Source organism: Flavobacterium sp. UBA6135 (assembly GCF_002428305.1).
Lineage (GTDB): Bacteria > Bacteroidota > Bacteroidia > Flavobacteriales > Flavobacteriaceae > Flavobacterium.
The window spans coordinates 148008-162961 of record NZ_DIVJ01000023.1 but is presented as its reverse complement, the minus strand read 5'-3'; the positions used below and the strand labels follow the sequence as shown (position 1 = coordinate 162961).

Genomic DNA, 14954 nt, shown 5'->3' with positions numbered 1-14954 from the left:
GATAATACAAAGGCGTTCATGTTTAAATGAATGCCTTTTTTTATGTGTAAGGATGGGTTTAATAGCTTGAAATTCAAAATAAAGACAAAAATATTCAGTTGCATACTAAAATAGATTACCTTTGTAGGGAATTTTAATTTCAATTTATGAATATTTTTGTTGGAAGTCTTCCTTGGAGTATTGAGGAAGCAGATTTAAGAGAGTCTTTTGAGGCTTATGGTGCAGTTGATTCTGTAAAAGTTGTAACTGATAAATTTACTGGAAGAAGTAAAGGGTTTGGTTTTGTTGAAATGCCAAATGACGAAGAAGGTCAGAAAGCAATTGACGAATTAAACGGAGCTACTGTTCAAGGACGTGCTATCGTTGTAAATAAATCAGAGCCAAAACCGGAAGGTGAAAGAAAAAGCTTTAACAGCAACCGTTCAGGCGGTGGTGGTTACGGTGGTGGTGGAAACAGTCGTGGTGGCGGTGGCTACAGCGGAGGTGGAAACAGTCGCGGTGGCGGAGGAGGAAGATACTAAGAATTTTTCTTTATACGATATTAAAAACCATTCACTAAAGTGAGTGGTTTTTTGCTTTTTGTTAATAACTAAAGTTGATTTCTTCCCCCTTAAAATGTATTTTTGTTTCTATTCAAATTACTGCTTTTGGCCATTGCCTTTTGCCTAATTCGCTTCTAAAATGTATTTAATCTTCGATACTGAAACCACCGGCTTGCCCAAACGATGGGATGCACCACTAACCGATACAGACAATTGGCCCCGCTGCATTCAAATTGCTTGGCAATTGCATGACGAAATGGGGAATTTGGTCGAAAATCAAGATTATCTTGTGCAACCGGACGGGTTTAATATTCCATATGACGCTGAACGAATTCACGGTATTTCAACCGAATTGGCTCAGCAAAACGGAATTTCTTTAAATGAAGTACTCAAAAAATTCAACATCGCTTTAAGTAAAGCCAAATTCATTGTTGGTCAAAATGTTGGATTTGATGTGAATATTATGGGATGCGAATTTCATCGGATGAATGTAAATTCTCTACTGACTTCTAAACCGGTTTTAGATACTTGTACCGAAGTGACTGCAAATCTGTTGAAACTTCCCGGCGGACGTGGTGGGAAATTCAAATTACCAACCTTAACCGAATTACATCAATATCTTTTTGGCGTTCCTTTTTCAGAAGCTCATAATGCAACTGCCGACGTTGAAGCAACAACACGATGTTTTCTCGAATTAATCAAAAGAGAAATTTTCACCAAAGAAGAACTCGATGTTCCGGCAGATTATTTCAAAAATTTTAATGAACACAATCCGAAAGAAATTCAACTAATCGGATTAAAACATATTAATTTGAAAGAAGCTTCTGAAGTAATTCGGAAACAATTTCAAAAAGAACAACCAAAAGAACTTCCTAAAAAAGACTTAGTTGAAAACCAAAAAACATTAGTCGATGTTGATTTTGTGCATTTGCATAATCATTCACAATTTTCCGTTTTACAATCGACAATTTCCGTTGCTGACTTGGTGAAAGCGGCGGTTAAAAATAAAATGCCGGCGGTTGCTATGACCGATATCGGGAATATGATGGGAGCTTTTCATTTTGTTCGAGATGTTTTATACCATAATAAATCTGCCGAAGCGAAAAACAAAGCAGCAATTGAAGCCGGAGAAAATCCCACAGAAACAATTATCAAACCCATTGTAGGTTGCGAATTTTTCGTCTGCGATAATCACAAAGATAAAACCCGAAAAGACAATGGCTATCAAGTGGTTTTTCTGGCTAAGAATAAAAAAGGCTATCACAATTTAGCCAAAATGTCATCCATTGGTTATACGGACGGATTTTATTATGTTCCCCGAATTGACAAAGAAGTAATTCAAAAATATAAAGAAGATTTGATTGTTTTGTCGGGAAGTTTGTCCGGCGAAATTCCGAATAAACTTTTAAATATTGGCGAAAATCAAGCCGAAGAAGCCTTGCTCTGGTGGAAAAATGAATTTGGTGATGATTTGTACATCGAATTGATGCGACACAATCAAGAAGATGAAAACAGAGTGAATACATCGTTGATTTCATTAGCCAAAAAGCATGACGTAAAAATGGTGGCTACGAACAACGTTTTTTATGTAGATAAAGAAAATGCCAATGCTCACGACATTTTACTTTGTGTTCGCGATGGTGAAAAACAAGCCACACCGATAGGAAGAGGTCGTGGTTATCGTTACGGTTTGCCTAATCAGGAATATTATTTTAAGTCGGGCGACGAGATGAAAAAACTCTTTGCCGATTTACCGGAAGCAATTTTAAACATTAGCGAAGTAGTCGATAAAATTGAAATTTTCGATTTAGCTCGAGGAGTTTTACTTCCAAAGTTTGATATTCCTGAAGAATTTTTAGTTCCAGAAGATGAAGAAGATAGTGGGAAAAGAGGTGAGAATTTATATTTGAGACACCTCACGTATGAAGGTGCTAAAAAACGCTACGGAACCATCACTCCGGAAATTGAAGAACGTCTTGATTTTGAATTAAAAACAATTGAAAACACGGGTTATCCCGGATACTTTTTGATTGTTCAAGATTTTATTAGAGCCGCTCGTGAAATGGATGTTTCGGTTGGACCCGGTCGTGGTTCGGCTGCCGGTTCAGTGGTGGCGTATTGTTTATGGATTACGAACATTGACCCATTAGAATACGATTTGCTTTTTGAGCGTTTCCTGAATCCTGACAGGGTTTCGATGCCCGATATTGATATCGATTTTGATGATGAAGGTCGTGGTCGCGTGATGCAATATGTGATTGATAAATACGGTTCAAATCAGGTGGCTCAAATTATTACCTATGGTAAAATGGCTACTAAATCCTCGTTGAGAGATACCGCTCGTGTGCTCGATTTACCACTTTTTGAAGCGGATAAATTAGCCAAATTAATTCCGGGAATGATGCCTGGAAAATGGAGTTTAGCCCGATTTTTATCCGATTCAATCGAAGAAGTAAAAAAAGCCGTCCGTTCTGATGAATTTGATAACATAAAAGAATTAATTGCGATTGCCAATCAAGGTGAATTAGCCGGAGAAACCATTCAACAAGCAAAAGTATTGGAAGGTTCGTTGCGAAATACCGGAATTCACGCCTGCGGAGTGATCATTACGCCAAGTGACATTACAAATTTCGTTCCAGTAGCAACCGCAAAAGATTCGGATTTATATGTCACTCAATTTGACAACTCGGTGGTAGAAAGTGCCGGTTTGTTGAAGATGGACTTTTTAGGATTAAAAACCCTTACGTTAATAAAAGATACAGTTAAATTAATTAAATATCGAACCGGAAAAGAACTCGATCCGGATGCTTTTCCAATTGATGATGTTAAAACCTATGAGTTATTTCAACGTGGTGAAACAGTTGGAATTTTCCAATATGAATCGGTTGGAATGCAAAAATACCTTCGTGATTTAAAACCAACTGTTTTTGGTGATTTAATTGCGATGAATGCCTTGTATCGTCCTGGACCATTAGAATATATTCCGTCTTTCGTTCGCAGAAAAAATGGCGAAGAAGCGATAGAATATGATTTAGAAGCCAACGAAGAATTTTTGAAAGAAACCTATGGAATCACAGTTTACCAAGAGCAGGTAATGTTACTTTCGCAAAAATTAGCCGGTTTCTCTAAAGGTGATGCCGACGTACTTCGTAAAGCGATGGGTAAAAAGCAAAAAGATGTTTTGGATAAAATGAAATCCAAGTTCATTGATCAGGCTGTTGAAAAAGGTCATGATGCTAAAAAGTTGGATAAAATTTGGACAGATTGGGAAGCTTTTGCGAGTTATGCCTTCAACAAATCGCATTCCACTTGCTATGCTTGGATTGGTTATCAAACGGCTTATCTTAAGGCTCATTATCCTGCAGAATATATGGCAGCGGTGCTTTCTAACAACATGAACGATATCAAACAGGTTTCGTTTTTTATGGAAGAATGCAAGCGAATGGGTATGAAAGTATTGAGTCCCGATGTAAATGAATCGTTTTATAAATTCACCGTAAATGATGATGGTGCGATTCGTTTTGGAATGGGGGCAATCAAAGGAGTTGGAGCCGGTGCGGTAGAAACCATCGTGCAAAACCGATTGAAAGACGGAAAATATAAATCCATTTTTGATTTAGCAAAACGAATTGATTTACGTGCAGCCAACAAAAAAGCTTTTGAAAATTTAGCTTTAGCAGGTGGATTTGATGGTTTTTCGGCAACGCATCGAGCACAATATTTTCATCATGACGGTGATAATATCACGTTTTTGGAAAAAGCGATTCGTTACGGAGCAAAATTTCAGGAAAATGAAAATTCAGCTCAAGTGAGTTTGTTTGGTGAAGCAAGTGATGTTCAAATTGCGGAGCCGCAAGTTCCGCCTTGCGATGAATGGAGTACGATGGAAAAATTAGCTAAAGAAAAAGAAGTAGTCGGGATTTATATTTCCGGACATCCGTTAGATGATTTTCGATTTGAGATGAAATATTTCTGTAATTCAAAATTAGAATACCTTAAAAATTTAGAGCAACACGTGAATAAGACGTTGACTTTTGGCGGAATTATAACCAATGTGCAGCATCGTGTGGCTCAAAACGGAAAAGGCTGGGCATCCTTTGTATTGGAAGGATATGATGAAAGTTATGAATTTAGAATCTACGGAGAAGAATATTTAAAATTCCGTCATTTTATCATCCAAAATAATTTTACGTTTATGAAAGTGATGGTGCGTGAAGGATGGGCAAACAAAGAAACAGGTAAAAAAGGCGATCCGAGAATTACATTTCAATTGATTCAATATTTGCAAGATGTTTTGCCACAGTTCGCCAAAAAGCTTATCATTCAGATGAATATTGCAGACTTAAATAGTGCTCTTATTTCAGAGTTAAGTACTATTTTTAAATCCTATCAAGGTGATAACTCGGTAACTTTTGAAGTGTTAGAATTGGAAAAAATGATAAAAGGAATTGAGATAAAACCAGTTGTAATTGCTTCTGATGAAGATTTAGATATTGAAAATTTGGAAGATATTGAAATGGAAATCGAAGCTCCAAAAGATGATATCCAATTGGTGACAAAGTTAACGATGCCAAGTAGAAAGCTGAAAGTTCGAATTACAAATGAATTATTAAATGAGTTAGAAAAAAGACAAGTTGACTTTAGGTTGAACTAACCATCAATTCCACAAATACCTTCATAATCAAAACTAATTTTCAATTAACACTTCATTAAGTTTTAAATTTTTAAATTTGCATTATCAATAAATGAATATTAATTAAAAAAATATAAAATGGCATTAGCAATAACAGATGCTACTTTTGATGAAGTAGTTTTAAAATCAGATAAGCCGGTAGTAGTAGATTTTTGGGCAGCTTGGTGCGGACCTTGTAGAATGGTAGGGCCGGTTATCGACGAAATCGCAACAGAGTATGAAGGGAAAGCGGTAGTTGGAAAAGTTGACGTAGATGCAAACCAAGAATTTGCAGCAAAATATGGCGTTAGAAATATTCCAACAGTTCTTGTTTTTCAAAATGGAGAAGTGGTAGGAAGACAAGTGGGCGTAGCTCCAAAGAAAAATTATACTGATGCAATTGATGCATTGTTGTAATCTAAAAATTATATTTTACAAATTAAAGGTCCAACGAAAGTTGGGCTTTTTTTATTTTAAATGATTGATTTTCAGAATTTATTACTGATATTCTATTTGTTTTTTGTAATTTCAATTTTTGTAATTTAATTAATTTACTTTCGATGTAAAAAGATGTTGTTCATTTAAAACCTTAATCAATGAATTTTAAAGATCAAATCGTTTGGATTACCGGTGCTTCTTCTGGAATTGGAAGAGCTATGGCATTAACGTTTTCCAAAAACGGAGCTATTGTTGCCGTTTCCGCACGAAGAATGGTTGAATTAGATAAATTAGTTTTAGAAATTGAAAGTTCAGGCGGTAAAGCAAAAGCATTTTTCTGTGATATTTTGGATGAAGTTAGTATTAAAAACTGTGTGAATCAAATAATTGACACATTTGGTAAATTAGACGTAGCAGTTGCCAATGCTGGTTTTGGAGTATTTGGTAAAATGGAAGATTTGACGCAAGAAGAATGGCAACGCCAATTGCAAGGAAATGTAATTGGACTTGCTTTAACGGCCAAATATGCATTACCTCATTTAAAACAAACCAAGGGCAGACTCGCTTTAGTTGGAAGCGTTGGTGCTTATCTTCCAAATCCTTATGTTGGAGCTTATGGAGCTTCAAAAGCTGCGGTGAATTCCATTGGATTGACTTATCAAGTTGAATTACTTGATACCGGAGTAAGTTGTACCACGTTACACCCCGGTTTTGTTAAATCGGAAATAGCCCGAATTGATAACGAAGGAGTTTGGCATCCGGATCGCAAAGATCCCAGACCTGAAAAAATGATGTGGCCCACAGAAAAAGCAGCACAAGTTATGGTTTCAGCCATTTGGCAAAGAAAACGCAATTATATTTTTACGGCCCATGGCAAAATTTTCATAGGTATACAACGCTGGTTTCCGGGTGTTATGAGAAAAATGATGGCAAAAGGTCCTAAACCATCTTAACATAAAATTAGCGGAGTCTTGTTCGATTTTCTTTTGTAGCTCAAATGGGATTTGATATCTTTGAAAGATGAACATCGAATCTCAAAAAGAAATAATATCCGGATTTAAACACTTAGAATTACTTGCCAACCAAGTAGTAGAAGGCTTTATTTCCGGTATGCACAAATCACCTTTCCATGGGTTTTCTGCCGAATTTGCTGAGCATAAAGTCTATAACAAAGGCGAAAGCACCAAACACATTGATTGGAAATTATTTGCTAAAACAGACCGTTTATACACCAAAAAATATGAGGAGGAAACCAACCTTCGATGTCATTTAATTATTGATAATTCTTCTTCGATGCATTTTCCGAAGTTAAAAGATGACGAACCATTTTATGAAAGTAAAATAGGATTTTCGGTTTTAGCGTCTGCGGTTTTGATGAATTTGTTAAAGAAACAACGCGATGCCGTGGGTTTAAGTGTTTATTCAGATATGTATGAATACTATGCTCCCGAAAAAGGAAGTGATCGCCATCATCGAATGGTTTTAAATAAATTAGAAGAATTACTGGAAAAACCAAAAGAATCAAAACCAACGGAAACCGTTACATTTTTGCATCAAATTGCCGAAAAAATGCAACGCCGTTCCATGATTATTTTATTTACCGATATGTTTCAAAATGGCGATGAAGAAAAGCTTTTTAATGCTCTTCAACATTTGAAACACAACAAACACAAAGTGGTTTTATTTCATGTTGTGGACGAAAAAAGAGAGTTAAATTTTGATTTTGATAATGCTCCACGTAAATTTATTGATGTTGAAACTGGAGAAACTGTCAATTTGTTTGCCGAAAACATCAAAAAGGCTTACGAAAAAAGTGTCGATTTCTATTTCAAAAAAGTAGCGATGACTTGTGCTCAAAATAAAATAAAATATGTTCCGGTGAATGTTGGAGCAGATTTTGAAAAAATACTAACCACATATTTGGTTGAAAAACAATTGTTTGGATAGTATTGGGTTTTTTGAAGAAAAAAAAGTAAAAAAAATACTTGCGGATATAGAAATCAGTTGTATATTTGCAACCGCAATAAAGCGATGGTTTGGTAGTTCAGTTGGTTAGAATACATGCCTGTCACGCATGGGGTCGCGGGTTCGAGTCCCGTCCAGACCGCTAAATTGGGAAAAGCGATTCAGAAATGAATCGCTTTTTTGCCCAAAAAAGCAAATGCTATGCATTCGCCGAACACACATTAAAATAAAAGTTCAGTGAGGCATTTAAAATAGTTGTGTTGTTTTGGACGACCGTAAGGAAGTCTCGGTTTAGTAGTTAGACCAATGAAAAGCTTTTCACCTTTTGGTGAATGGCTTTTTTGATTTAAGGAAGTCCCTGTTTAGTAGTGAATTAAGGGTCTAGAAACTAAATCTGGGAGTTTAAAGTTGTATGTCAAAATCTACCAACTGTGAATGAAAACTGAAAAATGGCGAATGCCAACTCATAAAAGCATGACAAACCACCGTCACTTCTTAATTCACAAACCCTACGGCTACCTTAGTCAGTTTATCTATGAGCTAAAGCGGACCAAAAAGTTATTGGGAGAATTATACGATTTTCCTCCTGGAACTATGGCAATTGGTCGTTTGGACGAAGATTCAGAAGGCCTACTCATTCTTACCACAGATGGCATGATGAGCGAATTGGTGCGAAGCAAAAAAGTGGAAAAAGAATATTATGCTCAAGTGGATGGTATTTTCACTCAAGAAGCCGTTGACCAACTTCAAAACGGTGTTTTAATTGGTTTTAAAGGAACCAAATACAAAACCAAAAAATGTCAAGCTAAATTAATTGACGCTCCAAATCTTCCATTGCGTATCCAAAAAATTCGTGATGAACGACACGGACCCACTTCTTGGGTTTCCATTACACTTACTGAAGGAAAGTTTAGACAAGTGCGAAAAATGACTTCTGCTGTAGGTTTCCCCACTTTGCGATTGGTTCGAGTTCGAATTGGAAACTTCCATTTAGATAATTTGCAATCGGGAGAAGTTATGGAGATTGAAAGTGTTTTTGGTGTTTAATTTTTTTTGGAATTATAATATAGGATAAAATAATATGTTGAACAGAAAGCCTGATGATTTATCTCTTTTGTCAATTAATTTTTTTTGCTTAATTAGATTTGACTTCTGAGGCTCGTAGTAAAGTGTGTCAATTTCATAAATAGTGATAATTTCATTTTCATTAATCTTTAAAGGTTCAAGATGAGTTTTTTTATTAGTCAATATTTTTAATATGGAATCATTATTAACATAAGTCGAATAATATTTTTCTAAATATTTGAAATATGCCTGAAAATACTGCCTGTTGCTATTAAATTTCGCATGCAGTCTCAAAGAATCTGATACTTTCATATCAGTATCAACAATTTTTGTAAAAGATTTTTTAAGTGAATCTAACCTCATTTTTGTTGATTGAGCTTTTGTATTTGAATTTTTGGTTAAATTTAAACTTGATATATGAGATTTTTTTAACGAGAATAAAATAGAATCATATTCAATTAATTTTTTTTCACTTTTAATTTTAGATAATTCATAAAATTCACCTAATAGTTGATGATTAACAAATTGAGGACTAAAATTAATTAGCTGATTTAATTCATCAACTTCTAATAATACAAAATATTTATCATCTAATATAAATCTTTCAGCATGAGAAGAATTTATGAAAAAATTTCTAAATTCCGTAGTTGGAGTATTTAAAGTCGAATAATCGTCAGCATTTTTTAATTCAAAACTAATTTCAAAAATTGAAAAAATTAAGAAAACGGAAATAAAGATGACATAATTTATAAAAAAGCTTAATACTTTAACCCAAAGTTTCATTTTAGCAACTAGTAAGTATACAATCATATAACCTATAAGAACTAAAACGATAAAATTTTCAATTACAATAAATAAATTTTCTGAATCAAACCAATTTGTCATTAACAAAAAGAGAATTAATATTGGTGTACTTTGGAATTTAAAAATCAAAAATAATCTAAAAAGTCTGTTACTTTTTATTCTCTTCTTAGATAAAAAAATGCAAATTTTAAAAGATGGGTAAAATAAAATGAAAGGAACAATTGTAGTTAACAAGTCTAAAAATAATAACTGAATTGTTTTTTGTGGTTCTTGAATTATATAAAATAAAAAAATTCCATAATAAATAATGTTTAATATAATAAAATCAAAACTAGATTTTCTAATATTTATGGCTTTCATCCAAGATTTATAAGGATGAGTGAAAAGGCTGACATAAGTAGACAGATGAACTCCAAATTCCTTTATGGTCAATTTATCTATTATAGTTTTAGTTAAATCATGTTTTGATTTTTCCATTGATTGTTCATTGTAATTATTGTTAGATAAAGGGAATATTCTGTAAATTTTCAAAAATATTAAATATTTACCTATTCAACCACCAAATGCTTCCATTCAAAATCGTTGCAAAAACAACCCAAAGCAAATACGGAATCATCAATTTTGCAGCTAGAGCATCAATGGGTTTGAATTTTTTGATAGTTTCTAAAATCAATAATCCCAACAATAAAATTTCAATCAAGGCTAATAAAGTGTTGTTTAATCCAAAAAATAAAAAACTCCAAATGGCATTTAAAATTAATTGGATACTAAAAAGCAGTAAAGCATTTTTGACCAAATCTGGCGATTGACTTTTTTTTGACCAAATCAATCCGGCACTAATTCCCATCATTATGTATAGAACAGTCCAAACCGGTGCAAAAATCCAATTAGGCGGATTAAAAAAGGGTTTTGTCAAAGTTGGATACCAAGTTTGAATAGATGATTGTGTTGCCATTCCCGAAGCATATCCAACCGAAAGACAAACAACTACAGCGATTATAATTTTAATGGTTTTTGACATAATTCTTTTTTTTCAAAAGTAACAATTCTAGTTGCTAAAAACAGCTACTCCATCAAAAAATGTATCTTTGCCAAAAAAAGAAATATGCTGTCTTCTTCAGATTTTATTCCTAAAAATTATTCAAAAACAATCGAAAACGGTAGTTTTCAATGGTCGGCTCCCAGCAATATCGCCTTAGTGAAATATTGGGGAAAAAAGGAAAATCAGATTCCGGCCAATCCGTCCATCAGTTTTACGCTAAAAAATTGTAAAACAATCACAAAACTGTCTTTTTCTAAAATTGAAAGAACTAATAATTTTTCATTTGATTTGTTATTTGAAGGAAAACCAAAAGAATCATTCCGACCTAAAATTCAAAAATTTTTGGAACGAGTTGCCGTTTATTTACCTTTTTTAAAAGACTATCATTTTACGATTGATACACAAAATACATTTCCCCATAGTTCTGGAATTGCATCTTCAGCTTCCGGAATGGCTGCGTTGGCGGTGAATTTTATGAGTTTGGAAAAGGGATTAAATCCTAAAATGACAGAGGAATATTTTAACCAAAAAGCTTCTTTTTTGGCTCGCTTAGGTTCAGGAAGTGCTTGTAGAAGTATAAAAGGAGAAGTTGTTATTTGGGGAAATCATAATCAAACTGAAAACAGTTCTGATTTATTTGGGATTGAATTTTCTGAACTTCATCACAATTTTAAAAATTATCAAGACACGATTTTATTGGTTGATAAAGGCGAAAAACAAGTATCGAGTACGTTAGGTCACGATTTGATGAACGGACATTCGTTTGCCGAAAGAAGATTTGAACAAGCTCACAAAAATTTGTCGCAAATCAAAACCATTTTGGCAAATGGGGATGTAAATGAATTTGTCAAATTAGTGGAAAGCGAAGCTTTGACGTTACATGCAATGATGATGACATCCCTGCCGTATTTTATTTTGATGAAACCTAATACGTTGGAAATCATTAACAAAATTTGGAAATTTAGAGAACAAACTTCCATTCCAGTTTGTTTTACTTTAGATGCAGGTGCCAATGTACACGTGCTTTATCCCGCAAACGTTAGAGAAGAAGTTTTGCAGTTTATTAAGAATGAATTAGTTGTGCATTGTCAAAACGAGCAGTATATTTGTGACGAAATTGGTGTGGGAGCGATTGAATTCACTAAATTTTAACTACATTTACACGATAACATAACAGTTACTATGAAAGGACCACTTTTTTACTCAAAAATTCTTCTTTTTGGAGAATACGGAATCATTAAAGATTCAAAAGGACTTTCAATTCCTTATAATTTTTATAATGGTGCGTTAAAGGTGGACGAGAATCCTTCGCCTGAAGCAATCAAATCTAATGAAAGCTTACGTAAATTTGCTTCGTATTTGGATAATTTACAGGCAGAAAATTCAGAATTGGTGACTTTCAATTTAGAATTACTTAATCAAGACATTGAAAGAGGAATGTATTTTGATTCATCTATCCCACAAGGTTATGGTGTTGGAAGTAGCGGTGCTTTAGTCGCTGCGATTTATGACAAATATGCCAACAACAAAATCACCGTTTTAGAGAATTTAACACGCGAAAAATTATTGCAATTAAAAGCCGTTTTTTCGCAAATGGAATCCTTTTTCCACGGGAAAAGTTCAGGATTAGACCCATTAAATAGTTATTTGAGTTTGCCAATTCTTATTAACTCTAAGGATAATATTGAACCAACCGGAATTCCTTCACAAAGTATGCAAGGAAAAGGAGCGGTATTTTTATTAGATTCAGGAATAGTTGGTGAAACAGCACCTATGGTTACTATTTTTATGGAAAATCTAAAAGACAAGGGTTTCCGTAGCATGCTTAAAAATCAATTTGTGAAACACACCGATGCTTGTGTGGAAAACTTTTTGCAAGGCGATATAAAATCACTTTTCACCAACACCAAAAAATTATCTAAAGTGGTGTTGAACCATTTTAAACCAATGATTCCTGAACAATTTCACAATGTTTGGCAAAACGGAATCGATACTAATGATTATTATTTAAAACTTTGTGGTTCTGGAGGGGGTGGTTATATTCTTGGCTTTACTCAAGACTTGGAAAAAGCAAAAGCATCACTAAAAGACTATGAATTAGAAGTGGTTTATCAATTTTAAAACGTATTAGAATCAAGAGTTTATCTTGATTTTTTCCTTCTATTATGGCATTATCCAGAAAAAATAAATTGATTTTGATGAAAATAATCAGTTTATTTTCGGTGGTAAGAGGCTATAATATTCCGGTTATTGTTTTGGCTCAATATCTGGCAGCCATTTTTATACTTTCAGATGAAAAAAGAGCATTAGATGTAATTCTAGATTTCAATTTATTTATTATTGTATTGGCTTCTTCACTAACTATTGCTTCAGGCTACATTATTAATAGTTTTTATGATAGCTCAAAAGACTTAATAAATATGCCAAATAAAACAATGTTAGATAGATTAGTTTCTCAGAAAACGAAGTTACAGGTTTATTTTGGGCTTAACTTTTTTGTTTTTCTTATAGCAACATTGGTGTCATGGCGAGCCGTTTTTTTCTTTTCTGTTTACATATTTTTGATTTGGTTATATTCTCATAAAATTAAAAAATATCCCATAATTGGAAATGTTACAGCTGCATTGCTTGCAATTTTACCCTTTTTTGCGATTTTGTTGTATTATCAAAAGATAAATGAAATACTTCAAAATTTGAACAATGATAAGTATTATGTCATTTTTGCTCATGCCAGTTTTCTGTTTTTACTGATTTTGATTCGTGAAATGATTAAGGATTTAGAAAATATTAAAGGTGATTTGGTACAGAACTATCGAACGATTCCTGTGATTTTGGGGGAAAACTTTTCCAAAAAAATCATCACATTATTAGTGATTTGCACTGTTGTTCCGGTTTATATTCTCATTGAAGTTTATGATGTGGGTTATATGGATATTTATTTTTATCTTAGTTTTATAGTGTTGTTGTTTTTCTTAATTAAATTGTGGAATTCTGATTCAAGAGAAAACTATTTGCTGTTGCATAATGTCCTGAAATTTATAATTGTAGCCGGGGTTTTTAGTATTGTTTTGATTAAACCATCCGTAATTCTTCACAGCAGAGAGGTGTTAGACATTTAAAGAAAACACTTTCCTATACCAATTTCCAATTCCGTATCTTTGCAAAAATTTTAAAGATGAATAAAAAAGACGGAAGCAGCAGAAAATCAACTTCCAACAAAAATACAAAAGGTAAACCGGGTGGTTTTAGTAAGCCAAAACCAGCCATGGCTAAGCGTTCACAAAAACCTAAAAAAGTTTCTACAGATGAAAAACCTCCTGTAGCAAAACCAAAAGTAAAATCAGACAATATTCGTTTGAATAAATACATTGCCAATTCAGGAGCTTGTTCACGTCGTGATGCTGATATTTACATTCAGTCAGGTAACGTTAAAGTTAATGGTGTTGTGATTACAGAAATGGGCTATCAAGTAAAACCCGGTGATGTGGTTAACTTTGACGGAGCAACTATTGTTCCTGAAAAGAAAGAATATGTTTTGCTTAATAAGCCAAAAAACTTCACCACTTCGGTTGAAGATGATCGCGATATGCGAAATGTAATGGAATTGATTAAAAATGCAACTCCAATAAAAATTCAGCCTATTGGAAGAATGGATATGAACACAACCGGATTATTGTTGTTTACCAACGATACCGATATGATTCGAAAATTCAGTTTACCCAATCAAAAATCAACTAAAATTTATCAGGTTTCATTAGACAAAAATTTGAAATTTGAAGATTTAGAAAAAATAGCTGGTGGTGTTTCATTTGATGAACATAAATTATATGTGGATGAAATCAGTTATATCGAAGATCAACCAAAAACAGAAATTGGCATTAAACTTCGGACTCCAAACGTAAAAGTAGTTCGTGCTATTTTTGAAAAGTTTAGTTATAATGTACTGAAAGTGGATCGCGTTTCATTTGCGGGTTTAACTAAAAAGAATCTTCCCAGAGGAAATTGGCGTTTTTTAACAGAGCAAGAAATCATCAATTTGAAAAATTTTTAAATGAATTCCGAAAATTGTTTGTCTATTGCTTATAAATGGTTTGATGCTTTTAATAAAAAAGACATCGATCAATTGTTGTCGCTTTATGATGATAATGCGGAACATTTTAGTCCAAAGTTAAAAATCAGAAAACCGGAAACAAACGGATTGGTGGTTGGTAAGCTAGAATTAAGAGATTGGTGGCAAGAGGCATTTGACAGACTCCCAACGTTACATTACAAGGTTACTTCGCTTACAGCTAATGCCGATAGGGTTTTTATGGAATATGTTCGTTCCGTTGAAAATGAAAACGATATGATGATTGCCGAAGTACTCGAAATTCGAGAAAATAAAATCATAGCTTCACGAGTATATCATGGCTAACTAAAAAGTCCC

The 14954-nt window shown here is 33.6% G+C and carries 13 protein-coding genes and 1 tRNA gene; 12 read left to right on the top strand and 2 right to left on the bottom strand.

The window, feature by feature from the left end; all coding sequences use genetic code 11:
* The first annotated feature begins 146 nt into the window (after positions 1-146).
* The 7 genes from B3L86_RS06575 (at position 147) to B3L86_RS06545 (ending at position 8664) form a co-directional block, all read left to right on the top strand.
* Positions 147-521: an RNA recognition motif domain-containing protein gene (locus B3L86_RS06575; RefSeq protein WP_291116618.1), complete on the top strand. Its 375-nt coding sequence runs from the start codon at positions 147-149 to the stop codon at positions 519-521.
* A 160-nt stretch (positions 522-681) separates the two neighbouring features.
* The gene (dnaE, locus tag B3L86_RS06570; protein WP_291116615.1) at positions 682-5196 is read left to right on the top strand and encodes a DNA polymerase III subunit alpha; all 4515 of its coding nucleotides are present in this window, start codon (positions 682-684) and stop codon (positions 5194-5196) included.
* Between the two features lie 117 nt (positions 5197-5313).
* Entirely contained in the window at positions 5314-5631 is a 318-nt protein-coding gene (gene trxA, locus B3L86_RS06565; RefSeq protein WP_112085032.1) for a thioredoxin, read from the top strand.
* Positions 5632-5810: 179 nt separating this feature from the next.
* Positions 5811-6605 carry an SDR family NAD(P)-dependent oxidoreductase gene (locus B3L86_RS06560; RefSeq protein WP_291116612.1) on the top strand — a complete coding sequence of 265 codons (795 nt, stop codon included), beginning with the start codon at positions 5811-5813 and terminating at the stop codon, positions 6603-6605.
* A 67-nt stretch (positions 6606-6672) separates the two neighbouring features.
* Positions 6673-7599 (top strand): DUF58 domain-containing protein, encoded by a 927-nt coding sequence (locus tag B3L86_RS06555; RefSeq protein ID WP_291116609.1) that lies wholly within the window; start codon positions 6673-6675, stop codon positions 7597-7599.
* 86 nt (positions 7600-7685) lie between these two features.
* A tRNA-Asp gene (locus tag B3L86_RS06550) sits at positions 7686-7759 on the top strand.
* A gap of 293 nt (positions 7760-8052) precedes the next feature.
* A complete protein-coding gene (locus B3L86_RS06545) occupies positions 8053-8664 on the top strand; it encodes a pseudouridine synthase (RefSeq protein WP_291116606.1) in 612 nt (203 codons plus the stop codon).
* Positions 8665-8676: 12 nt separating this feature from the next.
* Here B3L86_RS06545 and B3L86_RS06540 read toward each other — a convergent pair whose 3' ends face one another.
* On the bottom strand, positions 8677-9963 hold the full coding sequence (locus tag B3L86_RS06540) for a hypothetical protein (RefSeq protein WP_291116604.1): 1287 nt from the start codon (positions 9961-9963) through the stop codon (positions 8677-8679).
* 67 nt (positions 9964-10030) lie between these two features.
* Positions 10031-10507 (bottom strand): TspO/MBR family protein, encoded by a 477-nt coding sequence (locus B3L86_RS06535; protein WP_291116601.1) that lies wholly within the window; start codon positions 10505-10507, stop codon positions 10031-10033.
* Positions 10508-10591: 84 nt separating this feature from the next.
* Here B3L86_RS06535 and B3L86_RS06530 point away from each other — a divergent pair, with 84 nt between their 5' ends.
* The 5 genes from B3L86_RS06530 to B3L86_RS06510 all read left to right on the top strand — a co-directional run bounded on the left by B3L86_RS06530 (position 10592) and on the right by B3L86_RS06510 (position 14942).
* Positions 10592-11680 carry a diphosphomevalonate/mevalonate 3,5-bisphosphate decarboxylase family protein gene (locus B3L86_RS06530; protein WP_291116598.1) on the top strand — a complete coding sequence of 363 codons (1089 nt, stop codon included), beginning with the start codon at positions 10592-10594 and terminating at the stop codon, positions 11678-11680.
* 30 nt (positions 11681-11710) lie between these two features.
* Complete coding sequence (locus tag B3L86_RS06525; RefSeq protein ID WP_291116595.1) at positions 11711-12649, top strand: mevalonate kinase family protein; 939 nt, start codon at positions 11711-11713, stop codon at positions 12647-12649.
* Positions 12650-12726: 77 nt separating this feature from the next.
* On the top strand, positions 12727-13647 hold the full coding sequence (locus B3L86_RS06520) for a geranylgeranylglycerol-phosphate geranylgeranyltransferase (RefSeq protein WP_291116592.1): 921 nt from the start codon (positions 12727-12729) through the stop codon (positions 13645-13647).
* A 56-nt stretch (positions 13648-13703) separates the two neighbouring features.
* Positions 13704-14579, top strand: a complete 876-nt coding sequence (locus B3L86_RS06515) for a pseudouridine synthase (RefSeq protein ID WP_291116590.1) — start codon at positions 13704-13706, stop codon at positions 14577-14579.
* A complete protein-coding gene (locus B3L86_RS06510; protein WP_291116587.1) occupies positions 14580-14942 on the top strand; it encodes a nuclear transport factor 2 family protein in 363 nt (120 codons plus the stop codon). It begins immediately after the preceding gene.
* Positions 14943-14954 lie beyond the last annotated feature (12 nt).